Annotated in this window: 23 protein-coding genes; 10 read left to right on the top strand and 13 right to left on the bottom strand. The window is 65.1% G+C overall.

What is annotated here, in order from left to right:
* Nucleotides 1-5: 5 nt before the first annotated feature.
* The gene (pyk, locus tag HBF25_RS19400) at nt 6-1,475 is read right to left on the bottom strand and encodes a pyruvate kinase (protein WP_166951585.1); all 1,470 of its coding nucleotides are present in this window, start codon (nt 1,473-1,475) and stop codon (nt 6-8) included.
* A gap of 44 nt (nt 1,476-1,519) precedes the next feature.
* Nucleotides 1,520-2,341, bottom strand: a complete 822-nt coding sequence (locus tag HBF25_RS19395) for a S1/P1 nuclease (RefSeq protein WP_166951582.1) — start codon at nt 2,339-2,341, stop codon at nt 1,520-1,522.
* A 174-nt stretch (nt 2,342-2,515) separates the two neighbouring features.
* Between HBF25_RS19395 and gap the strand changes: the two genes are divergently transcribed.
* Both gap and HBF25_RS19385 read left to right on the top strand, forming a co-directional pair.
* Nucleotides 2,516-3,532 (top strand): type I glyceraldehyde-3-phosphate dehydrogenase, encoded by a 1,017-nt coding sequence (gene gap, locus HBF25_RS19390; RefSeq protein WP_166951579.1) that lies wholly within the window; start codon nt 2,516-2,518, stop codon nt 3,530-3,532.
* Between the two features lie 784 nt (nt 3,533-4,316).
* Nucleotides 4,317-5,210 (top strand): hypothetical protein, encoded by an 894-nt coding sequence (locus HBF25_RS19385; RefSeq protein ID WP_166951576.1) that lies wholly within the window; start codon nt 4,317-4,319, stop codon nt 5,208-5,210.
* A 42-nt stretch (nt 5,211-5,252) separates the two neighbouring features.
* Here the strand turns inward: HBF25_RS19385 and HBF25_RS19380 are convergent, their stop codons facing one another.
* The 3 genes from HBF25_RS19380 to hppD form a co-directional block, all read right to left on the bottom strand.
* Nucleotides 5,253-6,233 (bottom strand): fumarylacetoacetate hydrolase family protein, encoded by a 981-nt coding sequence (locus HBF25_RS19380; RefSeq protein ID WP_166951573.1) that lies wholly within the window; start codon nt 6,231-6,233, stop codon nt 5,253-5,255.
* Between the two features lie 13 nt (nt 6,234-6,246).
* Entirely contained in the window at nt 6,247-7,557 is a 1,311-nt protein-coding gene (gene hmgA, locus HBF25_RS19375) for a homogentisate 1,2-dioxygenase (protein ID WP_166951571.1), read from the bottom strand.
* Nucleotides 7,558-7,689: 132 nt separating this feature from the next.
* On the bottom strand, nt 7,690-8,778 hold the full coding sequence (gene hppD, locus HBF25_RS19370) for a 4-hydroxyphenylpyruvate dioxygenase (protein WP_166951568.1): 1,089 nt from the start codon (nt 8,776-8,778) through the stop codon (nt 7,690-7,692).
* A gap of 93 nt (nt 8,779-8,871) precedes the next feature.
* Between hppD and HBF25_RS19365 the strand changes: the two genes are divergently transcribed.
* Complete coding sequence (locus HBF25_RS19365; RefSeq protein ID WP_166951565.1) at nt 8,872-9,321, top strand: MarR family winged helix-turn-helix transcriptional regulator; 450 nt, start codon at nt 8,872-8,874, stop codon at nt 9,319-9,321.
* Nucleotides 9,322-9,480: 159 nt separating this feature from the next.
* Here the strand turns inward: HBF25_RS19365 and HBF25_RS19360 are convergent, their stop codons facing one another.
* Both HBF25_RS19360 and HBF25_RS19355 read right to left on the bottom strand, forming a co-directional pair.
* Nucleotides 9,481-10,986 (bottom strand): peptide MFS transporter, encoded by a 1,506-nt coding sequence (locus tag HBF25_RS19360; RefSeq protein WP_166951562.1) that lies wholly within the window; start codon nt 10,984-10,986, stop codon nt 9,481-9,483.
* A gap of 89 nt (nt 10,987-11,075) precedes the next feature.
* Complete coding sequence (locus tag HBF25_RS19355) at nt 11,076-11,924, bottom strand: tryptophan 2,3-dioxygenase (RefSeq protein ID WP_166951559.1); 849 nt, start codon at nt 11,922-11,924, stop codon at nt 11,076-11,078.
* Between the two features lie 225 nt (nt 11,925-12,149).
* Between HBF25_RS19355 and pdhA the strand changes: the two genes are divergently transcribed.
* The 4 genes from pdhA (at nt 12,150) to HBF25_RS19335 (ending at nt 16,265) form a co-directional block, all read left to right on the top strand.
* Nucleotides 12,150-13,226, top strand: coding sequence for a pyruvate dehydrogenase (acetyl-transferring) E1 component subunit alpha (pdhA, locus tag HBF25_RS19350; protein ID WP_166951556.1), 1,077 nt, complete (start codon nt 12,150-12,152; stop codon nt 13,224-13,226).
* A gap of 12 nt (nt 13,227-13,238) precedes the next feature.
* Entirely contained in the window at nt 13,239-14,219 is a 981-nt protein-coding gene (locus tag HBF25_RS19345) for an alpha-ketoacid dehydrogenase subunit beta (RefSeq protein WP_166951553.1), read from the top strand.
* A gap of 12 nt (nt 14,220-14,231) precedes the next feature.
* Nucleotides 14,232-15,620: a dihydrolipoamide acetyltransferase family protein gene (locus HBF25_RS19340; RefSeq protein WP_166951551.1), complete on the top strand. Its 1,389-nt coding sequence runs from the start codon at nt 14,232-14,234 to the stop codon at nt 15,618-15,620.
* A gap of 180 nt (nt 15,621-15,800) precedes the next feature.
* The gene (locus HBF25_RS19335) at nt 15,801-16,265 is read left to right on the top strand and encodes a YehS family protein (RefSeq protein ID WP_166951548.1); all 465 of its coding nucleotides are present in this window, start codon (nt 15,801-15,803) and stop codon (nt 16,263-16,265) included.
* A gap of 120 nt (nt 16,266-16,385) precedes the next feature.
* Here the strand turns inward: HBF25_RS19335 and HBF25_RS19330 are convergent, their stop codons facing one another.
* The 4 genes from HBF25_RS19330 to HBF25_RS19315 form a co-directional block, all read right to left on the bottom strand.
* Nucleotides 16,386-16,715: a hypothetical protein gene (locus tag HBF25_RS19330; protein WP_166951545.1), complete on the bottom strand. Its 330-nt coding sequence runs from the start codon at nt 16,713-16,715 to the stop codon at nt 16,386-16,388.
* Between the two features lie 7 nt (nt 16,716-16,722).
* Nucleotides 16,723-18,096 carry a tryptophan--tRNA ligase gene (locus HBF25_RS19325; RefSeq protein WP_166951543.1) on the bottom strand — a complete coding sequence of 458 codons (1,374 nt, stop codon included), beginning with the start codon at nt 18,094-18,096 and terminating at the stop codon, nt 16,723-16,725.
* A gap of 286 nt (nt 18,097-18,382) precedes the next feature.
* Nucleotides 18,383-19,303 (bottom strand): arginase, encoded by a 921-nt coding sequence (gene rocF, locus HBF25_RS19320; protein ID WP_166951540.1) that lies wholly within the window; start codon nt 19,301-19,303, stop codon nt 18,383-18,385.
* Between the two features lie 10 nt (nt 19,304-19,313).
* Entirely contained in the window at nt 19,314-19,472 is a 159-nt protein-coding gene (locus HBF25_RS19315) for a hypothetical protein (RefSeq protein ID WP_166951537.1), read from the bottom strand.
* A gap of 128 nt (nt 19,473-19,600) precedes the next feature.
* Here HBF25_RS19315 and HBF25_RS19310 point away from each other — a divergent pair, with 128 nt between their 5' ends.
* Nucleotides 19,601-20,497 carry a LysR family transcriptional regulator gene (locus HBF25_RS19310; protein ID WP_166951535.1) on the top strand — a complete coding sequence of 299 codons (897 nt, stop codon included), beginning with the start codon at nt 19,601-19,603 and terminating at the stop codon, nt 20,495-20,497.
* Here HBF25_RS19310 and HBF25_RS19305 read toward each other — a convergent pair.
* Nucleotides 20,494-21,951 (bottom strand): serine hydrolase domain-containing protein, encoded by a 1,458-nt coding sequence (locus HBF25_RS19305; RefSeq protein ID WP_166951533.1) that lies wholly within the window; start codon nt 21,949-21,951, stop codon nt 20,494-20,496. The genes HBF25_RS19310 and HBF25_RS19305 overlap by 4 nt on opposite strands.
* Before the next feature lie 185 nt (nt 21,952-22,136).
* On the opposite strand from HBF25_RS19305, the gene HBF25_RS19300 reads away from it, so the two are divergent.
* On the top strand, nt 22,137-22,457 hold the full coding sequence (locus HBF25_RS19300) for a DUF4258 domain-containing protein (RefSeq protein ID WP_166951530.1): 321 nt from the start codon (nt 22,137-22,139) through the stop codon (nt 22,455-22,457).
* Between the two features lie 2 nt (nt 22,458-22,459).
* Nucleotides 22,460-22,897: a transcriptional regulator gene (locus HBF25_RS19295; RefSeq protein ID WP_166951527.1), complete on the top strand. Its 438-nt coding sequence runs from the start codon at nt 22,460-22,462 to the stop codon at nt 22,895-22,897.
* Between the two features lie 23 nt (nt 22,898-22,920).
* Here the strand turns inward: HBF25_RS19295 and HBF25_RS19290 are convergent, their stop codons facing one another.
* Complete coding sequence (locus HBF25_RS19290) at nt 22,921-23,337, bottom strand: hypothetical protein (RefSeq protein ID WP_166951777.1); 417 nt, start codon at nt 23,335-23,337, stop codon at nt 22,921-22,923.
* Nucleotides 23,338-23,390: the final 53 nt, after the last annotated feature.

Here is a 23,390-nt window from a genome sequence, read left to right as displayed (position 1 = left end):
GCGGCTTACAGATCGCGCAAGCTGTCCGCAATGCCATCGTCGCCGATGACCAGCAGCTTCAGCGTGTTGGTGCCCCCATGGCTGCCGATGTGGTCACCATGGGTGAGCACCACGCGATCGCCCTTCACCAGCTTGCCCAGCGAGAACAGGTGCTGGAGCGCGGCGCGGGCGGTGTGTGCGGGGTCGAGCTTGCCCGTCTCGAAGGCCACCGGCTGCACGTCGCGCAGCATGAGCATGCGGCGGCGGGCCACGTCGGACGGCGACATGGCATAGATGGGCACGGCGAAACGATAACGCGACAGCCACTGCGCCGTGGCGCCCGACTCCGTCAGCGAAACGATGGCGCGCACGCCCACCTTCGAGGCGAGCTGCATGGCGGCAAAGGCGATGGCCTGGTCGGAGCGGTCGAGCGAATGCGTGGCCGGACCCAGGTCGTCGCGCGGCTCGAACTGACGCTCGGCACCGAGGCAGATGCGGCGCATGGCGGCCACGGCCTTGTCCGGATGGGCACCCGCGGCGCTCTCTTCGGAAAGCATCACGGCGTCGGTACCGTCGATGACGGCGTTGGCTACGTCGAGCACTTCGGCGCGGGTCGGGATGGGTGCACGCACCATCGACTGAAGCATCTGCGTGGCGGTGATCACCGAACGGTTGCGCAACACCGACTCGCGGATGATCTTCTTCTGCAGGCCCGGCAGCTCGGCATCGCCGATTTCCACGCCCAGGTCGCCACGGGCCACCATCACCACGTCGGAGGCGTCGATGATCTCGCCCAGCACGGGGATGGCATCGGCGCGTTCGATCTTGGAAACGATGCCCGCATCGCCACCGGCTTCGCGGAGCAGGCGGCGGGCTTCGTGGAGGTCTGCCGCCGAACGCACGAACGAGACGGCGAGGAAATCCGCACCCATTTCAGCAGCGAGCTTGATGTCGTTCCTGTCCTTATCCGACAGGGCCGAAACGCTGAGGCCGCCGCCCTGGCGGTTGAGGCCCTTGCGGTTGGACAGGCGGCCACCGATGGCGACCGTACAACGCACTTCGGCACCGGCCACTTCGTTGACGGCCAGGGCGATCAGGCCATCGTCGAGCAGCAGGATGTCACCGGCCTTCACGTCGTTTGGCAGGTCGTAGTAGCTGACACCCACGCGGGTCTGGTCGCCATCCGGAGCATCCGGACGGCAGTCGAGCGTGAAGCTGTCGCCCGCCATGAGGTCGACCGGGCCGGCCGCGAACTTCTCGACGCGGATCTTCGGACCCTGCAGGTCGGCCAGGATGCCGACTTCGCGACCTACCGTCTCGGCAGCGGCGCGCACCGCGGCGGCGCGGGCGCGATGGTCGTCCGGCGTACCGTGCGAGAGATTGAGGCGAACGATATCCACGCCTTCTTCCAGGATTTTCTCGAGCATGCCCGGCGCGTCCGTGGCGGGGCCGAGGGTGGCGACAATCTTGGTGCGGCGTACCTGGATATCGGTCATCTTTGCTTACCTTGGGTTTCGAATTCGGTCGGGACGCTTGCGGCTTAGTCGAGCGTCTTGTTCAGAAGGTCGGCGAGGCGCTTGCCGGCATCACGCAGGCGGGTCTCGGCCACGGGGAGGTACTTCGTGACATAGGCGTCGTCGAGCGTATGCCCGTCAGGATAGAAGCCCGGTGCCGCCACGATCTGGCACGATTCCTCCGCCCACTGGGCGTAGGGGTTGTCGAGCGGCGGGATCGGCTTCGGCAGCGTCACCGGGCCTTCGGCGGCCAGCTTGTCCGCATAGGCCTGCCACTTGAGGTTCGTGGTGTAGAGCATCTGGGAATCCCAGACGCGGTGCAGGTTGGTGCCCTTGCCCTGGAACTGCACCTGGTAGTCGTTGCCACCCTTGTCGTCGCGGTTACCCGCGTGCAGCGGCTGGTGCACGTCGCCCACGAAATGGACCACGAACTTCAGGGCCTCGGCGCGCTCGGCGTTGGACTTGCTGCGGTCCTTCAGGATGGCCACGTACTTCTGCAGGCCACCGACGACGTTGCGCTCGGTGCCGGCATCGCCCTGGGGCTGGTAGCGGCAACCGGTGGCGAAGTTGATGTAGTGCAGCGGGCCGGTGGCCTTGCCCAGGTCTTCCTTGCCCGGCATGTCGCGCAGCTTGTCCGGCCAGCTGGCCACGTCGGCAAGGGAGTCGGAGCCATCGGCCTTGAGCAGGCGCTCCACCTCGGCCTTCGCGGAGGGGTCGAGCTGGCGCCAGGCCAGTTCGGCGACGATGCGGTGACCGATGTCGCCCCAGGCCTGGGCGGTGCCGGCGGCAGCGGTGACGGCCAGGGCCAGCAGGGTGGCGATGGTGCGGCGCTTATGGAGGGTTTTCATGGGTCTGTAAACGTTTCCGTCGCGGGCGAACGGCCAAGTGTGCCACAGCCCGACTGAGGCACGAATGACAAATCGCGGCATTGCAGCAAGCCGGCCCCTGCGACCTTCCGTTACCATGGAGGTTTACGGCACTGCCCTTACCTACGCTCGCAAGTCCACTCCCGGAGGCTGCACATGACCATCAAGGTCGCCATCAACGGTTACGGTCGCATCGGTCGCAACATCCTGCGCTCGCTCTATGAGTCGAAGAAGAATGGCCAGGACATCCAGATCGTCGCGATCAACGATCTCGGCAATGCCGAGACCAACGCGCACCTGACCCAGTACGACACGGCCCATGGCCGCTTCCCGGGCGACGTCTCGGTCGACAACGGCGACCTCATCGTCAATGGCGATCGCATCAAGGTGTTCGCCGAGCGCGATCCGTCGAAGCTGCCCTGGGGCGAGCACGGCGTCGACGTGGTGCTGGAATCCACCGGCTTCTTCACCTCCAAGGCCAAGGCCAGCGCGCATATCGCGGGCGGCGCCAAGAAGGTGATCATCTCCGCTCCCGGCGACAAGGACGTGGACGGCACGTTCGTCATGGGCGTCAACGACCACAAGCTGACCTCGAAGCTCGAAGTCATCTCCAACGCCTCCTGCACCACCAACTGCCTCGCTCCGCTGGCAAAGGTGCTGCACGAGAAGGTCGGCATCGTGCACGGCCTGATGACCACCATCCACGCCTACACGAACGACCAGGTGCTGACGGACGTCTATCACTCCGACCTGCGTCGCGCCCGTAGCGCCACGCACAGCCAGATCCCGACCAAGACCGGCGCCGCCGCCGCGGTGGGCCTGGTGCTGCCGGAACTCAACGGCAAGCTCGACGGCTTCGCCATGCGCGTGCCCACGATCAACGTCTCGGTGGTCGACCTCACCTTCACGGCCGCCCGCGCGACCACCAAGGAAGAAATCGACGCCGCCATCAACGAAGCCGCCAACGGCGCGCTGAAGGGCATCCTGGCCGTCAACACGCAGCCGCTGGTGTCGATCGACTTCAACCACAACCCGCACTCGTCGATCTACGACTCGACGCAGACGCGCGTGATGGAAGGCACCCTGGTGAAGGTTCTCTCGTGGTACGACAACGAGTGGGGCTTCTCCAACCGCATGCTCGACATGACCAAGGCGCTGATGTCCGCCAAGTAAGACCCCGTGCCGCCCTGCCCCGCAGGGCGGCACCTCCACGCCCCACCCCCTGTAGGAGCGCGCCTCGCGCGCGACCGTTTAACACGTAACGCTCCGTAGTAAACCAAAGCCGTCCCTACCGCAGGTGTGAAAGCCGATCGCATCGGCGATGCTGCGCTCCGTAGGGACGCAGCCCATGCGGTGTTTCGCTCCGTAGGAAGGGCTCGCCTATCGGCCTCGCACTCGGCGCTGGAACGTGGCGTTGCAGAGGCGACGGGGGCGGCCCTTGGCGCTCCGGCCTGCGGTGTCCCTAGGGAAAGGAGGAGCCGCTGCGCGGCTCAGTGTCTTATGGCTTACGCCCCTTCGGGCCCGGGGAGCGTGCGGGGTTTTTCGACTCGGCTCCTGCCTCGGCGAAAAAGGCCGGCCTTCCTGGCCGGCCCCCTTCGGGCCTTTTCCGCCCACTCCCCTCACCTCCATCAGTCGCGCCAAGGGCCGCCCCCGCCGCCTCTGCCAAACGTGATCGCAGGCTGTTGTAGGAGCGCGCCTGCGCGCGACCGGTTGTCGCGGAAACCTTCATCGTTTCGATCCAACCGGTCGCGCGCAAGCGCGCTCCTACACAAGCAGGTTGTCGCAATGTGGGGATCCTCGACGCGGTCGGCTTTTGAACCTTTGGTGGTCAGGTCATCGCGAAAGGCTATCGCGCGCAAAACGCGCTTCTGCACCGCCACTCTTTCGCCATAATCGGGGGGCAGAATCGCATCGTTTGCGCATGTTGCGTGGACGCTTCTTTCAGGGGATGAAACGAATGACACGACGTCTTGCCGCCCTCGCCTGCCTGGCGCTCGCCACCCGGATGGCTTTTGCTGCGGATTGCCCGAGCGATCTGCCGCCTACCGGCGCACTTATCGGTGAGGGCCTGCTGGATAAAGACACGCCTGACGCAAAGCGCCAGGAGCTGGCCCACCTGCTGCTCTGCTCGGCCGTTGCCGGTAATGCCAACAGCATGGACGTGGCCGGCTCGCTCTATCGCTGGGGGCCCCGGCACCCGGCCCATGTATTCGAGGAAGATCACGACAAGGCACGCGACCTGCTGAACGGTGCTGCGGCACAGGGACGGCTGGGCGCCATGTTGAAACTGGCTGAGCTGGAACTGACCGACGGCCATGCCCGCGAAGCCATGATCTGGGTGCAGATCGAACACGCCTATTACCAGACGCACGACTACGCGAACAAGGAAGGCGGCGATACGATCGCCGGTGCCGGTTACTTCACCATGCTGCTCAAGCGCGTGAATGATGCACTGGGACCGGTAGACGACCAGAAACTCATCGCCGACGTGAATACACGCATGGCGGGGCTGGAAAAGCTCGGTGCAGCGCACCCCTGGCACAAGCCTGACGGTCCGGGCCTTGGCAATCTGCATCGCCCTGCGAGGTTCCGCCTGGCGCCCATCACCAACACCGAGCGCGACGAGGGTTCGTACGCCCAGTACTTTATCGAGGTGGCCCCCAACGGGGATATCACCCGCCGCTGGTTGATCGACGCTTATCCGGAGCCGAGCAGCGGCATGCGCCTGGCACGAGCCGTCGAACAGATGCACTGGGATCCGCTGAAGCCCGGCGAGAAAGACATGCGCTATGCCCTCATGCCCGTCTCGATGAGCAGCATCCGCCACGGGTACAAGGTGGAAGGCTCCTGACGAACATGGCCGCGCTCCTTGCGAGGGGCGCGGCCATCACGCTCAGAGTTTGCGAATCACCTGTTCGATCGCACCAAAAATAGACACGCCGGCCTTGTCGGTTACGTCGATCTTCACGGTGTCGCCAAACTTCAGGAACGGCGTGACGGGCTTGCCGTCGCGCAGGGTTTCCACCGTGCGCTGTTCGGCCAGGCACGATGCGCCCTTGGACGTATCTTCGTTGGCAATGGTGCCCGAGCCTACGATGGTGCCAGCGGTGAGCGGGCGCGTCTTCGCCGCATGGGCCACCAGCTGCGAGAAGTCGAACTGCATGTCGACACCGCATTCGGCTTCGCCGAACCACTGGTCGTTGATCCACGTGCGCATGGGCAGGTGCAGCTTGTCGCCCTGCCAGGCATCGCCCAGTTCGTCCGGCGTGACGAACACGGGCGACAGCGCAGAGCGCGGCTTGGACTGGAGAAAGCCGAAACCCTTGGCCAGTTCGTTGGGAATGAGGCCGCGCAGCGAGACGTCGTTGACCAGGCCCACGAGCTGGATGTGTCCCGACGCCTGATCCGGCGTGGCGGCCATCGGCACGTCGTCGGTGATCACCACGACCTCGGCTTCGAGGTCGATGCCGTAATCCTCGCTGGGCACCACCACCGGATCGCGCGGGCCGAGGAAGCCGGCGCTGGTGGCCTGGTACATGAGCGGATCGGTGTAGAACGATTCCGGCACTTCGGCGCCACGGGCGCGGCGAACGCGCTCCACGTGCGGCAGGTAGGCGCTGCCATCGACGAATTCGAAGGCGCGCGGCAGGGGTGCGGCCAGTGCCGTCATGTCGAGGTCGAAGGCGCCTTCGGCGTTGCCTTCGTTGAGGTCCTCCGACAGCGCATTGAGACGCGGCGCCACGGTATGCCAGTCATCCAGTGCCGCCTGCAACGTGGCTGCGATGCCCTTCGCCTTGACGGCGCGAGACAGGTCGCGGCTGACGATGACGAGGGTGCCGTCGCGGCCGCCTTCCTTCAATGAAGCGAGTTTCATGCGTGTCCTTCGATCAGGCGGCGTTCGGGTCGAAGTGTTTCTTCAGCCCACGCCAGCATTCGTAGTAGTCACCCTGCAACGCCGGCGACGCGAGCGCCTGGCGGCTGGGGCGGATGACCTTGCGCGTTTCGAACATGAAGGCCATGGTGCCGGTGATGTGGTCGGGCTTCGAGGTGTCGGCATGGGATGCCTTCTCGAAACTCGCCGCGTCCGGACCGTGGCCGCTCATGCAATTGTGCAGGCTGGAGCCACCGGGAACGAAGCCCCCTGCCTTGGCATCGTACGCACCGTCGATAAGGCCCATGAACTCGCTGGCCACGTTGCGGTGGAAGTACGGCGGACGGAAGGTGTGTTCGGCGACCAGCCAGCGCGGCGGGAAAATCACGAAATCCATGTTCGCCGTGCCCGGCGTGTCGCTGGCCGAGGTGAGCACGGTGAAGATCGACGGATCCGGATGGTCCACCGCGATGGAGCCGATGGTATTGAAGCGACGCAGGTCGTATTTGTAGGGCGCATAGTTGCCCTGCCAGGCCACCACGTCGAGCGGCGAATGGCCGATGGCGGCCTGCCACAGGTGGCCCTGGAACTTGGCGACCAGCGCGAAATCGCCATCGAGGTCTTCGTAGGCAGCCACGGGCGTGAGGAAGTCACGCGGGTGTGCCAGTCCGTTCGCACCGATGGGGCCGAGATCCGGCAGGTGCAGCGGTGCACCGAAATTCTCGGCAATGTAGCCACGGGCCTGGCCGTCGGGCAGCTCCACGAGGAAACGCACGCCACGCGGCACCACGGCGATCTCCAGCGGTGCCACGTCGAGCACGCCCAGTTCGGTGCGGATGCGCAGGCGACCCTGCTGCGGAACGATCAGCAGCTCGCCGTCGGCGTCGTAGAAATAACGCCCTTCCATGGAACGATTGGCGAGGTACTGGTGGATGCCGACACCCGCCTGCTCGGCCGGGCCGCCATTGCCGCCCATGGTGTAGAGGCCGTCCAGGAAATCGGTCGGCGCCTCGGGCATCGGCAGCGGGTCCCAGCGTAGCTGGTTCGGCGTGGCCGGTGCTTCGTCGAAGCGGTTATGAAAGCTCGCATGCGCCAGCTCCGTGAATGGCGAATGCTGTGCGGCCGGACGGATACGGTAGAGCCAGCTGCGCAGGTTGCGGTGGCGCGGCGCGGTGAAGGCGCTGCCGGTGAGCTGTTCGGCATACAGGCCCTTCGCCACGCGCTGCGGCGAATTCTGGCCCGTAGGCAGCACGCCCGCTACCGCCTCGGTGGCGAATTCGTTGGCGAAGCCTGTCTGGTAGCCGCGGGTATCGTCGGTGTGGGTCATCGTGGTGTCCTGGTGCGATGGCTACCTGGATTCTGGTGTCTGTAGGAGCGCGCCTTGCGCGCGACCGGTTGTCGCGTTGCGTAGTCTCTCGCAAAAACCGGTCGCGCGCAGGCGCGCTCCTGCAGGTGTCGATCAGATCACGCCGCGGCGCATCTGGTCGCGTTCGATCGATTCGAACAGGGCCTGGAAGTTGCCGTTGCCGAAGCCTTCGTTGCCCTTGCGCTGGATGATCTCGAAGAAGATCGGGCCGATGTTGTTCTGCGTGAAGATCTGCAGCAGCAGCTTCTTGTGCGTCTCCGGATCGGCGTCGATCAGCAGTTTGTTCTTCTGCAGGCGCGGCACGTCTTCGCTATGGCCGGGGATGCGGACATCGATGACTTCGAAGTACGTGTCCGGCGTATCAAGGAAGGCCACGTCCTTCTCGCGCATGGCTTCCACGGTTTCGTAGATGTTGTCCGTGAACAGGGCGATGTGCTGGATGCCTTCGCCGTTGTATTCGCGGATGTATTCGTTGATCTGCGAGCCGTGGTCCGAGCTTTCGTTCAACGGGATGCGCACCATGCCATCCGGCGCGGTCATCGCCTTGGACACCAGGCCGGTCTTCGCACCCTTGATGTCGAAGTAGCGGATCTCGCGGAAGTTGAACAGGCGCTCGTAGTAATCCGACCACTTCTGCATGTTGCCAAAGTGCAGGTTGTGGGTCAGGTGGTCGATAAAAGTGAGGCCGAAACCCTTCGGATGACGATCCACGCCCGCGAAGAAGTCGTACTCGGCGTCGAAGCAGTCACCCTTCTCACCGTAGGTGTCGATCAGGTACAGGCAGGCGTCGCCGATGCCCTTGATGGTGGGCACGTCGAGGGCAAGCGTGTCGGTGAAGGCGGTGAGCTTCTCCGCACCGTTGGACAGGGCCGTGGCCTGCACATCGGTGGCCGGGCGGTTGAAGCGGATGGCGAAGCCACAGGCGCAGGGGCCGTGCTTGGCGACGAAATCGGTCGCGAAGGAGTCGGGCTCCTCGTTCACGAGGAAGTTGCACTCGCCCTGGCGATACAGGGTGATGTTCTTCGACTTGTGCTTCGCTACGGCGACGAAACCGAGCTTGGGGAACAGGTCATGAAGCAGCTTGGCGTCGGGAGCCGCGAATTCGACGAACTCGAAGCCATCGACCCCCTGGGGGTTTTCGAAGGTGGTGACTTCCATACCGATGTTGGGCTGGGCGCTCATGGGCGATACTCCTGGCAGGCGCGGGCGCGGCTTGCGCCCTATGAATCGAACTTATAGTTTCACTTGTAACCAATTGCAAGGACTGGCGCAGCAATGTCCACAGAGATCGTCCCCGCCCACGCCCCTCTCGAGCTAGAACGTTTCCTCCCCTATCGGCTGTCGATCCTGTCCAATACGGTCAGCCAGGCCATCGCCTCGGAATACCAGGACAAATTCGACCTGAGCATGACGGAATGGCGCGTGATGACGATCCTTGCCCGTTTTCCGGAGGTTTCCGCGCGGGAGGTAGTCGACCGCTCCCGGATGGACAAGGTGGCCGTGAGCCGCGCCGTGGCGCGCCTGGTGGAGGCCGGACGCGTGGACAAGGGCATCCACGACGATGACAAGCGGCGCTCGGTGCTGAAGCTGTCCGAGGCCGGCTGGGCGATCCACGACGAGGTGGCGCCCCGGGCTAGAGCGCACGAGCGCGCTCTGCTGGCGAAGCTGGACGCCGACGAAACCGCCTGGCTGGGCCGCATCCTCGACAAGCTGATGACCGCCTGACAGGCCCTGTAGGAGCGCGCCTCGCGCGCGACCGGGGGATACCGCTATGCCGGAGAATGCCCGAGCGCCGTTGGGCTCAGGTTTCCTGCGCGCGACGGTTCTTCCGGTCGCGCGCAGGCGCGCTCCTACAAGGGGGTTACTTGGCGCTGCTACATGGGTTTACTTGATGCCGTGCATCAGGCGGTTGATCAGCGGAGCGATCAGGAACAGCACGATGCCTGCGCCCAGCAGCAGCTCGAAGCTGAAGGTGAAGCCCGAGAGCGCCGAGCCCACCGTCATGCCGCTCTCGCCGCTGATGTGACCGGCCAGCAGGCCGGACAGGTTGTTGCCGATGGCGGTGGAGAGGAACCAGCCGCCCATGGCCAGGCCAACGACGCGCAGCGGCGCAAGCTTGGTCACCATCGACAGGCCGATGGGCGACAGGCAGAGCTCGCCGATGGTCTGTGCCACGTAGCAGGCGGCCAGCGGCCAGAACGGAATCAGGCCACGACCGTCCACGAGGTCCTTCAGCGCATACATCAGGATCAGGAAGGCCACGGCGTTGAACAGCAGGCCCAGGCCGAACTTGCGCGGGATCGAGGGCTCTTTGCGCGCACGCGCCAGCACGGCCCAGGCCAGTGCCACCAGCGGTGCAAACACCAGGATCGCCGCCGAGTTCACCGACTGGAACCAGCCGGTGGGGAATTCCCAGCCGAACATCTGGCGGTCGACGATGTTCTGCGCGAGGAAGTTGAACGAGCTGCCGGCCTGCTCGAAGAACATCCAGAACAGCACGTTGAAGGCGAACAGCACCAGCATCGCGATGACGCGATGAATCTGGATGCGGTCGTGACGCACCGCTTCGGCCACCAGCATCACCGCCACGCCGATGAACAGCGCACCCAGCAGCCAGGCCACGAAGATCGCGCCGGCCTGTGCCATCAGCAGGTACACCAGCGGCACGGCCACGAGGATGCCGATCACCACGGCGGCGAGGCTTTTGGTGGGATGACGTTCCGGCGGCGGCGCACCCACGCCCTTGAGCTGGCGCTTGCCGACCAGGAACCAGATGAAGCAGATGACCATGCCGATGCCCGTGGAAAGGAACACGGCACGGTAGTTCTGCTGCAGGGGCGTATCGGTGAGCACCGAGGCGATCCAGCCGGTGACCAGGGGGGCGAGGAAGCCACCCATGTTGATGCCCATGTAGAAGATGGTGAAGCCGCGATCGCGGCGATCATCGCCCACCGGATAGATCTGCCCCACCAGGGAAGAGATATTCGGCTTGAACAGGCCATTGCCGACGATCACCGTGGAAAGGCCCACGAGGAAGACGTCTCTATCCGGCACCATCACCATGAACAGGCCCGCGCCCATCACGATGGCGCCCACCAGGATGGAACGCTGGTAACCGAGCACGCGATCCGCCACATAGCCACCGAAGATGGCCGAGGCGTAGACCAGGGCGAGGTAGGCACCGTAGGTGCGGCTGGCATAGCCCTGCCCCGACGGATCACCGGAGAAGAACTCCGCCACGATGTACAGGGTAAGCGCCCAGCGCATGCCGTAGAAGGCAAAGCGCTCCCAGAACTCGGTCATGAAAAGCATCCACAAGGGTCGTGGATGCCCCATGGTCTGCGGGTAGTCGGGCACGGGCCGGGCGTCGGCTGGGGCGGTCGGTGTCATGGATTCCCTTGGGTACGGCGGCGGATTCGTGGCCCGCGCGTGAAAATACGATCTGCGTGTGTACCCGTCCGGACCGCCGTCCGTCAAATTCAGGTGCCCAGGATGGTGCGTACTTCGATCAGCTCAGGGAAGAAACTCTGCTCCAGCGCCTTGCGCAGGAAGGCCACGCCGGACGAACCACCCGTGCCGGGACGGAAACCGATGATCCGCTCCACGGTTTTCATGTGGCGGAACCGCCACAGCTGGAAGGATTCCTCGATGTCCACCAGCTGTTCGCTCAGGTGATATTCGGGCCAGTGGCGCCCCGTATCTTCGTAGATGCGCCGCAGCACGGGCAGCAGCGAAGGCTGGGATGTCCATGGCTGGGTCACGTCACGCGAGACGATGTCGGCCGGCACGAGATGGCCACGACGGGCCAGGAAACGCAGGTATTCGTCGTAGAGACCTGGCGCATCGAGCACGGCGCGCAGCCGACCATACGCCGCCGCATCGTGCTCGAACACGCGCAGCATGTCGGCGTGCTTGTTACCCAGCATGAACTCCACGATGCGGTACTGCACCGACTGGAAACCCGACGACGGCCCCAGGACATCGCGGAATTTCAGGTAATCGGCGGGGGTGAGCGTCTCCAGCACGGCCCACTGTTCGTAGAGCTGCTGCTGCACCTGCTTGACGCGGGCAAGGATCTTCTGGGTGCCATCGAGGTCGTCGTTGCGCAGGCACGCCAGCGCGGCGTCCAGCTCATGAATCAGCAGTTTCAGCCATAGTTCCGAGGTCTGGTGCTGGATGATGAACAGCATCTCGTCGTGCTGCACGGGCTCGCTGCGCGGCTGCTGCGCTGAGAGCAGCTGGTCGAGCTTCAGGTACTGCCCGTAGGTAAGGCGCCCGTCGAGATCGGTGCGTATGCCGGCTTCGAGGTCGCGCTGCGGATTGGCCATGGACGTTTTCACATAGAGGGGGTTGACAGCCGCCACGACCGCGCTGCGGCGCCATTCGTGGGCCGTTAACGGGCGTTTGATGCTGCGCCGTGCCTTGCCGGGTGATAATACCCCTGATATCTAGTCCGGCTCGCAAGAACCCAAAAGCTGTGTCGCACCCCGCTGGATGGGTTCGACCGCTTCCCCCACTGCGTGTCGTTTCTAACCATCCCCTGGGAGCGAGTCGTGTCCATCGCCGCCAAGTTCGAAATCGAATACCTGCAATACCTTGACCAGGACGGCAAGGAAACCGGCAAGGAGCTGCCCGCCTTCGCCAAGGATCTCGACCACATGGTCGAGCTCTACAAGCTCATGGTGTCCACCCGCGTGTTCGACACCAAGTCCATTGCCCTGCAGCGCACGGGCAAGCTGGGCACGTATGCCTCGTGCCTGGGTCATGAAGCGGCTCACGTGGGCATCGGCAGTGCCATGCGTCGCGAAGACTCCCTGGCCGTCTCCTACCGCGAATACGGCGCCCAGCTGTACCGCGGCGTGAAGCCCCGCGAGGTCTACACCTACTGGGGTGGTGACGAGCGCGGCAACGACTTCTCCGAAGCCCCCGCGCACGACTTCGCCTGGTGCGTGCCCATCGGTACGCAGTGCCTGCATGCCGCCGGTTCGGCGATGGCCTTCAAGATCCGCAAGGAACCGCGCGTGGCCGTGTGCACCATCGGTGACGGTGGTTCGTCCAAGGGCGACTTCTACGGTGCCATCAACGTCACCGGTGCGCAGAACCTGCCCCTGGTCGCCGTCATCGTGAACAACCAGTGGGCCATCTCGGTACCCCGCCGCATCCAGAGCGGCTCCGGCACGCTGGCCCAGAAGGGCATCGCCGCCGGCCTGCACTGCATCCAGGTGGACGGCAACGACATCATCGCCGTGCGCAAGGCCATGGAAGACGCACTCGAGCGCGCCCGTTCTGGCCAGGGCGGTTCGGTCATCGAAGCGGTCACCTACCGCCTCGGCGACCACACCACCGCCGACGATGCCCGTCGCTACCGCGGCGAGCAGGAAGTGAAAGACGCCTGGGAACGCGATCCCGTGCCGCGCCTGCGCAAGTGGCTAGAAGCCAAGGGCAAGTGGGACGACGCAAAAGAAGAAGCCTGGAAGGCCGAGTGCGACGACTGGATGGACAACGAAGTCAACGCGTACCTCGAATCGAAGGTGCAACCGGCCACGGCCATGTTCGACTACCTGTACGCCGAACTCCCGGCCGACCTCGAATCGCAGCGCGACCTCGTCGCCTCGCTCGATCGCAAGTAAGGATTCCTTCCCATGGCACAGATCACTCTTATCGAAGCGGTGACCCAGGCGCTCGCCTATGAAATGCGCAACGACGACAGCGTCGTGGTGCTCGGCGAAGACGTCGGCGTGAATGGCGGCGTGTTCCGCGCCACGCAGGGCCTGCAGGAACAGTTCGGCGAAGACCGCGTCATCGACACGCCGCTGGACGAAGCCACCATCGCCGGCCTCACCGTGGGCCTCGCCGCCCAGGGCATGAAGCCCGTTGCCGAAGCGCAGTTCGAAGGCTTCATCTACCCGATGATGGAGCACATCGCCTGCCACGCTGCGCGCATGCGCAACCGCACCCGCGGTCGCATGACCGTGCCGGCCGTGTGGCGCGCCCCGTGGGGCGGCGGCATCCGTGCACCGGAGCACCACTCCGAAGCCAACGAGCACCTGTTCACCAACATCCCCGGTTTGCGCGTGGTGATGCCGTCGTCGCCGGCCCGTGCCTACGGCCTGCTGCTGGCCGCCATCCGTGATCCGGATCCGGTCATCTTCTTCGAGCCCAAGCGCATCTACCGCCAGTACAAGGAAGAAGTGCCCGACGACGGCGAGGCCCTGCCGCTCGACGTGTGCTTCGTGCTGCGCGACGGCACCGACGTCACCCTGGTCACCTGGGGCGCCCAGGTGAAGGAATGCCTCGAAGCTGCCGACGAACTGGCCGCCAAGGACATCAGCGCCGAGGTGATCGACGTCGCCACGCTTACGCCGCTCGACTTCGACACCATCGCCGAGTCGGTCACCAAGACCGGCCGCTGCGTCATCGTGCACGAAGCCCCGAAGACGGCCGGCTTCGGCGCCGAGATCGCCGCGCGCCTGTCGGAGGAATGCCTCTACAGCCTGCTCGCACCGGTCGAACGCGTCACTGGTTTCGATACCCACATCCCGCTGTTCCGCCTGGAAATGAAGTACCTCCCCAGCGTCGAACGCATCGTCGAGGCCGCCGAGCGCACGCTCGCGGCATCCTGAGGAATCCAGCACATGGCCGACATCAAGACCTTCTACCTGCCGGACCTCGGCGAAGGCCTCCCCGACGCGACCGTCGTGGAATGGCACGTCAAGGAAGGCGACACGATCAAGCTCGACGCCCCGCTGGTGTCGATGGAAACCGCGAAGGCCGTCGTCGACGTGCCCTCGCCCTACTCCGGCACCGTGAAGAAGCTGCACGGCGCCGCCGGTGACATCATCGAGACGGGTTCGGCCCTGGCCGACTTCGAGATCGATCCGAACGCCCGCCAGCGTGCCGAAGCCGAGTCCACCGGCCACCACCATGGCCCGAAGAAGGGCGTGGGCAGCCCGGCACCGGATGACGCCTCCAAGGTCGTCGCCTCCGATGACGGCGGCGAGATCGATCCGCCCAAGGCCAAGGCCGATCGCGAAGACGAAGGCACCGTCGTGGGCGCCATGGTCAGCGGCAACGCCGTGCACACCGAGCAGGTCTCCAGCGCCGGCGGCGTGAAGGCCGTGCCGGCCGTGCGTGCCGCTGCCAAGAAGCTCAAGGTCGACCTCGCCCGCGTGCAGGCGACCGGCGCCGGTGGCGTGATCACCATGCAGGACGTCAAGAACGCCGCCGCCAACGGCAGCGCGCAGCTCGGCGCCGCCCCGGCCCGTCCGGCCTCGGCCCAGCACCTGGCTCCCAGCCTGCCCGAACCGGGTCCGGCGCCGCAGCAGCGCACCTCCGTGTCGCTGGCCGGCAAGCCGGTGCGCACCGCGCCTCCGGGTGCCGAGGCCATGGGCCAGCCGGAACAGCTCAAGGGTGTTCGTCGCAACATGGCCCGCGTCATGGCCGATGCCCACGCCAACGTTGTGCCGACCAGCATCGTCGACGATGCCGACCTGCACGCATGGATCGGCAAGCAGGACATCACTGCCCGCCTCGTGCGCGCGATCGTGGTGGCCTGCAAGACGGTGCCGGCGCTCAACGCCTGGTTCGACGGCAAGAACCTCACCCGCACGCTGCATCCGCACGTGGACATCGGCATCGCCGTGGACACCGACGACGGCCTGTTCGTGCCGGCCCTGCGCAACGCCGACGTCCTCGACGGTGCCGGCGTGCGTGCCGCCATCAAGCGCCTGCGCACCTCGGTGGAAGACCGCAGCATCCCGCCGTCGGAGCTCTCGGGCTACACGATCAGCCTGTCGAACTTCGGCATGTTCGCCGGCCGCTACGCCACCCCGGTCGTGGTACCGCCCACCGTCGCCATCATCGGCGCCGGCAAGCTCAGCCACGACGTGGTCGCCGTGATGGGCGGCATCGAAGTGCACCGCCGCATGCCGCTGTCGCTCACCTTCGATCACCGCGCCGCCACCGGCGGTGAGGCAGCCCGCTTCCTGAAGGCCATGATCGACGACCTGGGGCTGCCGAACTAAGCCGCGACCTGCTGCACCGGTCGCGCGCAAGGCGCGCTCCTACAGACGCCGCCCCTCACCGGGCGGCGTCCGCTTTTGTAGGAGCGCGCCTGCGCGCGACCGGGATTTAAGGGCAGGCCCGGCATTGCCTCAGTCCCCAGGTCGCGCGCAAGGCGCGCTCCTACAGGTATCCTTGCCGCCATGCAGAACAACGATACCCTCCGCAGCATCCGCTACATGCTCGACCTCGGCGACGTCCACGTCGTGGATATCCTCGCCCTGGGAGGCTACAAAGCCACCCGCGAAGACGTCGAGTCGTGGCTGAAGAAAGAAGAAGAGCCCGGCTTCGTCGCCATGCCCGACCTGGTCATGGCCCATTTCCTCGACGGCCTCATCGTGCATCGCCGCGGCCGCGACGAAAGCCAGCCCGCCCGGCCCGTGGAGCCGCGGGTCAACAACAACGTGGTACTGAAGAAGTTGCGCGTCGCCTTTGAACTGAAGGAAGACGACATCCTGGCCATCATGGCCGCTGCGGGCTTCCGCGCCTCCAAGGGCGAAGTGAACGCCCTCTTCCGCCAGCCCAAGCACAGCAATTTCCGCCTGTGCGGCGACCAGTTCCTGCGCAATTTCCTGAAAGGCATGACGCTGAAACTTCGCGGCCCGTAAGGCCCCTGTAGGAGCGCGCCTCGCGCGCGACAGGTGTCCGAAGTTCCTGGGCAACCAGGAACCTCACGGTATCTGGAATCCCTGAGGCAATCCTGTAGCTGTCGCGCGCAAGGCGCGCTCCTACAGGGGGGGGCGGCGTTTCCAGACGAGCTGGCGGATGATCAATGCCGCCACCAGCACCGCCACGAAGGCACCGTAGCCATACAGTGCCGGCACCACCTGCTGCCAGATCGCGCCGCTTTTCGGCCCGAACTCATCCGCGGCCGGAAGCTCCACCGCGTCATACGCCACCAACGCGGCCTGCACCGACGCCACGACTGCGGCGAGCAGCGCCAGGATATCGAACCCCCGTCGCGTCGCATTCTTCAGCAACGACTTCGGATAGGCCCAATACGCCCAGCCCAGCACGATCAGCCAGGGTGCCAGCAGCAGGAGCGCGAGGTAGCGCATGGCCTGCTTAGTCCTGTGCCGCAGCCAGCGCGTCGAGCGCGGTGCGCAGGCGCAGCACGAAGGCGGCGCGGGCCACCTCGTCCGGGTACGAAGCACCGTTGGCTACGACATCCCCATCGACCAGCAACGCCACGTGGTCACCCTGCGACTCGATCACCGCAGCGGCACCGCCGACCGTGGACAGCGTCTGGCGCAGCTTGCCGGCGGCCTTCGGATCGGCAAATGCGGCGGAAAGCAGCAGCTCCTCGCCGTCTGCACCGAGCAGGCGGAAGCGGAAGCTGCCGTCGTCTTCGCGGAAGCTCGCAAATCGCGGCGGCCTGGCCTTGCTTGCGGATGCAGCTGCCGCAGGTTCGACAGCCACCTTCGCACTGTTGCGGAAGCTGCGCAGGCCCACGGCCTCACGTAGCGTTTCCAGCAAAGGCACGGCGATGGCACGCGCCTTGGCGGCGCCGGCCAGGAGGATGTCCTCCATGTCGTCCGGACGGGCCATGAGCGCGTCGTAACGCTCGCGCATCGGCGCCACTTCGGCCTCGATACGCTCGAACAGCACCTGCTTGGCTTCACCCCAGCCCAGGCCGCCGTGCAGGGCGTCGGCGAACGCGGCACTCTCGGCAGGCGAGGCAAACGCCTGGAAGATCGTGAACAGGGCGGAGTCGTTGGTGTCCTTCGGCTCGCCGGGTGCGCGCGAGTCGGTGACGATCTTCATGATCTGCTCGCGCAGGGCCTTCGGGCCACCTTCGAAGAGCGGGATCGTGTTGTCGTAGCTCTTGGACATCTTGCGTCCATCGAGACCCGGCAGCGTGGCAACCTGCTCTTCGATCTGCACTTCGGGCAGCACGAAATACTCGCCGCCGTAGACGTGGTTGAAGCGCTGCGCGATATCGCGCGCCATTTCGATGTGCTGGATCTGGTCACGCCCCACCGGCACCTTGTTCGCGTTGAACGCGAGGATGTCGGCGGCCATGAGCACGGGGTACATGTAGAGGCCGGCGGTGACGCCGGCATCCGGGTCTTCCTGTTGCTCCACGTTGCGATCCACGGCGGCCTTGTAGGCGTGCGCGCGGTTCAGCAGGCCCTTGGCCGTGACGCAGGTGAGCAGCCACATCAGCTCGGGCACCTCGGGGATGTCCGACTGGCGGTAGATGGTGGCGGTGTTCGGGTCCAGGCCGCCGGCCAGCCAGGTGCCGGTGATCATCATGCGCGAGGCGGCGACGCGGGCAGCGTCATCGGCCTTGATCAGCGCGTGGTAGTCGGCCATGAAATAGAAGGCATCGACGTTGGGATCCTTGCTGGCCTGGATGGCAGGACGGATCGCGCCGGCAAAGTTGCCGAGATGCGGCGTGCCGGTGGTGGTGATGCCGGTGAGGACGCGGGTACGCATGGGGACCTTGGCTTGCGAAACGGACGATAACCGGCCGAGTGTAGCCCGCGTGGCGGCCTTGTAGCGACCCGGGCATGCGGCAGGGTGCCGCGCCTGGGGAATCGCTCCGGACCGGTCGCGCGCAAGGCGCGCTCCTACAGGGCGACTTATGTAGGAGCGTGCCTTGCGCGCGACCGGCCCGAAGCGGTGTTTGCAGGAGCGAGCGAATCGAAGACATGGCGACGAAGCCGCCACCGAGGAACGCGCCTTGCGCGCGACCGGTCACACGTCGTCACAACGACGTGCCTCAACGCATCAACGTGGACTTCCCGAACAGCGACTCCACCAGATCCACAGCCAGCTTCGCCGTCTGGTTGCGCTTGTCGAACGCGGGATTCAACTCGACGATATCCAGCGACCCCACCCGCCCCGTATCGGCGATCATCTCCATCACCAACTGGGCCTCACGGTAATTCGGACCGCCACGCACCGTGGTACCCACGCCCGGGGCGATCGACGGATCGAGGAAATCCACGTCGAAGCTCACATGCAGGTGGGTATCCTGGTCCACGCCCGCCAGCGCTTCTTCCATGGCGGCCTTTATGCCGATTTCGTCGATATAGCGCATGTCGTAGATATCGACGCCCACCTCGTGCACGAGGCGCTTTTCGCCCTCGTCCACCGAGCGGATACCGATCTGGCGGAACACCTCCGGCGAAGTCGCCGGCACATGGCCGCCGATGTGGGTGAGTGCCTCGGGCCCGAAACCGCACAGGCAGGCCACCGGCATGCCGTGGATATTGCCCGAGGGCGTGATCTCGCTGGTGTTGAAGTCCGCATGGGCATCGAGCCAGAGCACGCGCAGCTTCTTGTCCGTCTCGCGGCAATAGCGTGCCACGGCGGAAATCGAACCGATGGCGAGGCAATGATCGCCACCGAGCATGATCGGCAGGCGACCGTCGCTCAGTTCGGCATAGATGGCATCGTGCACCGCCGTATTCCAGGCGACCACGGCATCGAGGTGGCGATAGCCTTCCTTCGGCGGCAACCAGGGATTCAGCGGACCGGAAAGATTGCCGCGATCGACGACATGCATGCCGCGCCGGGTCAGCCGATCGGCCAGGTGGGCGACGCGGAGGGCTTCAGGGCCCATGGAGCTGCCGCGGTGGCCGGCGCCGATATCGGTGGGGGCGCCCACGAGGGCGACCGAACGGGTGGTAGGGCTCATCGGGATGGACTCACAGACTAAGGATGTTCAGTACGAGCGCGCAGCGGTCGGCACGCGATGCCGTGGCGATGGGCGAGGCCGGTGCCTCGCGGGAAACGTCCTGTGCCCACGCGAGGGTGGGCAGGAATAACGACAGGGCGAGCAACATCGACACGCGGAAGCTGGTCATCTCGCAAGTTTACACCGGGGGATGGAACAGCCACGTTGCAGCGCGTCAGCCGCTCTTCCGTCGCGTTTTCTTCCATCAGGGAGAAAATCGGGCACCATGGCGCCGTCACTTTCACTCAAGATCCGAAAATGATCCGACTGGATGATCTCCAGGTCTTCGTGCAGACCGTCGATGCCGGCAGCTTCTCCGCCGCCGCCCGCCTGCTCGACTGCACCCCGGCCGTGGCCAGCAGCGCCGTGATGCGGCTGGAGAAAGAACTCGGTACCCGCCTGTTCGTCCGTTCCACGCGCAGCATGCGGCTGTCGGAAGACGGCCAGCGCTACCTGCCCCACGCCCGTGCCATGCTGGATGCCCTCGCCGATGGCGGGCGCTCCCTGGCCGAGGCGCGTGGCGAAATCGCCGGACCATTACGGCTCTCGGTACCTTCCGACCTGGGTCGAAGCGTGCTGCTCGGCTGGCTCGACACGTTCCAGCACACCCATCCCGGCATCACGCTGCAACTGCATGTGAGCGACCGCGCCGCCGACCTGCTGCGCCATCCCATCGATGCCGCCGTGCGCTACGGACCGCAGGAAGATTCCAGGCTCGTCGCGCAGCCGCTCGCTCCGCTGAACCGTCGCGTGGCCTGCGCTTCACCCGACTACCTGAGCCGGCATCCACGCCCCATGCATCCGGACGACCTGCGCCAGCACAACTGCCTGTGCTTCGTCTGGGGCGACCTCGTGCTCGACCGCTGGGCCTTCGACCTGCCAAAGGGCCCGCACACCGTAAAAGTCAAAGGCAACCGGATCAGCGACGACGGCGACGTGGTGCGCCGCTGGGCCGTGGCCGGCAACGGCATCGCCTTCAAGTCAGCGCTGGATATCGCCGCCGACCTCAAGGCCGGCCGGCTGGTGGACCTGTTTCCCGGCCAGGGCGAGCTGGCACCGGTGCATCTGGTGAGCGCCCATCGATCGCAGCTCACCCCGGCACTGCAACGCCTGCGGGATTTCCTGCGCGAACGGATGGACGCCCTCGCCGCCTAGCGGACCTTGCGCGCCTTCATGGGACCGGAGGTCAGGCCGTCCTTGTCGTCGAACACGATGGGATAGCCGGTATCCGGCGCCACGAAAGACTGCGCACCCGTCGGTACGAGGGCAGTATGTCCGAGGCCTGCCGTATCGAGATACCAGCGATCACCCTCGCGCACGAGACTCATCGAACGCTCGCCCTCCCAGTCCGGATCGTCGACGACATACTGCCCCACCCGCTTCGCCATCGCTGTCTCGTCGGCCCTGGCGCGCGAGACGATACGCGGATCGAGATCCGTCCAGGCATAGGCAACGGCCACGGCCTTGGCGAATTCATTCATCAGGAAAACACCGTTGTCGCCATCGGTAAGGATGACCACGCCGTTTCCCTGCTCAGCGAACATCACGTACTTGCTCTTGAAACCGGCATTGCCGCCTTCGTGCATGAATCGACGATGCGCACCTTCGCCAGACACAAAGATGCCCATGCCGTAGTTACCGAGGCCGGGCGTCAACAGATCCTTTGCCGCCTTGCGTGAAAGAAAGGACGACTTGCCCATATCGGCGTTGCGCAAAGCAATTAACCAACGGGCGAGGTCTTCCGCCGTCGTCCACAGACCGGCAGCGGCAAGCTCGGGATACGTATGCGCATCCCCCGGCACCGGATCGCCGTTCGACGTGTGGCCCGTGGCATGCGCGAGACCCGCTGGCAGGGGCTGCGCAAACGTACTGTCGCGCATTCCCGCCGGGCCGAGCACGTAGCGTTGCATGAGGCTGGCGAACGGTGCTTTCGCACAATGCGCCATGGCGATCTGCGCGAAGGTGTATCCACCGCCCGAATAATCGAATGTTGCCCCCGGAACCGTGGCGATCTTCACTGCCGGCGTGTTCGACGGGGGCTGCCCAAGCACGACCTGCTCCGCCGTGGGCACGGACGTGCCGACGACGTAGCCGGGAAATCCGTGCACCGTTGCACCAGCGGTGTGGTGCAGCAGATTTCGCAAGGTGACCGGATGCGCCGCATCCTGTTTGCCGGCAGGCAAGGCCAGCGGTGCAAGACAGCCATCCACGGGTTCATCCAGCTTGACGACACCCTTGTCGGCAAGAATGGCCGCCAGGTTTCCCGCGAAGCCCTTGCTCAACGATGCCGCCTGGTAGCGTTCGTCACCGGCCGGCATATGCATGGTGCCGTCGCTTCGGTAACGCGCCGACCAGATGATCCGACCATGCTCGATCACGGCCACGGACATCGTCGGCACGCGATAGCGACGCATACGCTCGTACACATTCCAGCGCATGGGGGCGTCACCTTCGATCTCCACACGAGGACGAAGACTGTTCTCGGCCGTCTGACGCCGTGCATCGTCCGCCGTCGCGCCATGGGCACTGACGGCGGCAATCCCCAAAACCAGGCAAGCCGACACCCACGCTCCGGCACGATGTGCCGCCGTCATTTTCTCGTTCGTCATGTTCCGTCCTGATGGCGAAGGCAACTGGGCTTGGATGGGAAGTCGCTCGAAAAGGTTTAAGCGCCTGATCGCGATTCGCCGACGTGAGTCCAAGCGACAACGCAGCTGACTGGCGGCCGCCCCTACAGCAAGTTGCCTATAATTTTTATAGCCTGTACCATCCTCAGCCGAACGAGTCGGGCCAGATGCCCAAGCCCTCCGTGGCGCCGTTCCGGATGTCCGATGCCACCGCATTGAAGCATCTGCGAGCGATTGCCGACGAACCATCCCGTGTGCGGTACACGATGCATGCAAGGGACAGAATGACCGAGCGCAGCATTCTTCCCGAACACGCCTACAGGTGCCTGCAGCGCGGCAGCATCACCGAATCTCCCACACTGGATTTCCACGGAAACTGGCAACTGCGCGTCGAGCACTACATGGCCGGTCATACCCTGGCCTGTGCCGTGGCCATCGATATCCGCCGTCCGCAGGCCATTGTCATCACTGCCTTCTGGGTCAACTAGCCATGTATCACTTCATCGAATCCGGCCTGTCCAACATCTGGCTTCGCAACGGCTATACGGAGGAAAACTCCCCGTATGGCCCGACCGTGGCGTTCGAAGACATCTTCGGCCTGCACCGGGCCATTGCCCATGCGCTCATCGAGCGCAACGGTGTCCTGGCTGGCGAGGAAATCCGCTTTCTCCGCCAGCATATGGAGCTTTCACAGGAGTCGCTCGGCAACCTGATCGGCATCGGCGTCCAGTCGGTGGCGCTGTGGGAAAAGAACCGCAGCAGGATCACAGCCACGGCGGAAAAGCTGCTGCGCCTCATCGTGCGCGGACACCTGAGCGGCAATGCCACCATCAGGCGCGCCATCGACGCCCTGAACCATCTGGATGCGACGGCACACGCCGACAAGCTGGTGTTCGAGACCCAGGGCGGAGGCTGGCACGTTGCCTGAAACGGTCCGGGCGACGGCGTTTTTCAGCCGTCGACGCGGTACTGCTTCACCTCTTGCAGCTGCGAGCCAGACAGCACGTTGATCCGGCCCTTCACCTGCATGCGCACGCCGTTATGGCGACCCACGTCGCAGGCCAGCCTGACGAAACCCTCGTCGAAGTCCTGCGCTTTTTCGCGGTCGCGCAAGGCATCCTGCACGTCCCACATGAGTTCGTTGATCGCCTTCAGTTCGGCGCGCAGCGGTTCCAGCTCCACATTCGCTTCGAGCACCTGCAACCACAGCGGCATCAGGCGATCCAGCTCGATACGGATGTTCGCCAGCTTCGCCGGGTCGGCGATGCGCTCGGACTTGATCTGCAGGATGGTCAGCTTGTCGACCAGCTCACCCACGGAAACGGGCGTGAGGATGTGACCGCTGGGGATGCTGGAAGACGATGCCATCGGAAGGGTGCGCTCGCTGCATGAAAAAGCCCGCGACGAGGCGGGCTGATATG

The organism is Luteibacter anthropi, from assembly GCF_011759365.1.
In the GTDB taxonomy this organism is placed as follows: domain Bacteria; phylum Pseudomonadota; class Gammaproteobacteria; order Xanthomonadales; family Rhodanobacteraceae; genus Luteibacter; species Luteibacter anthropi.
The sequence above is the reverse complement of the archived record's forward strand: the minus strand, read 5'-3'. Positions and strand labels throughout refer to the sequence as shown.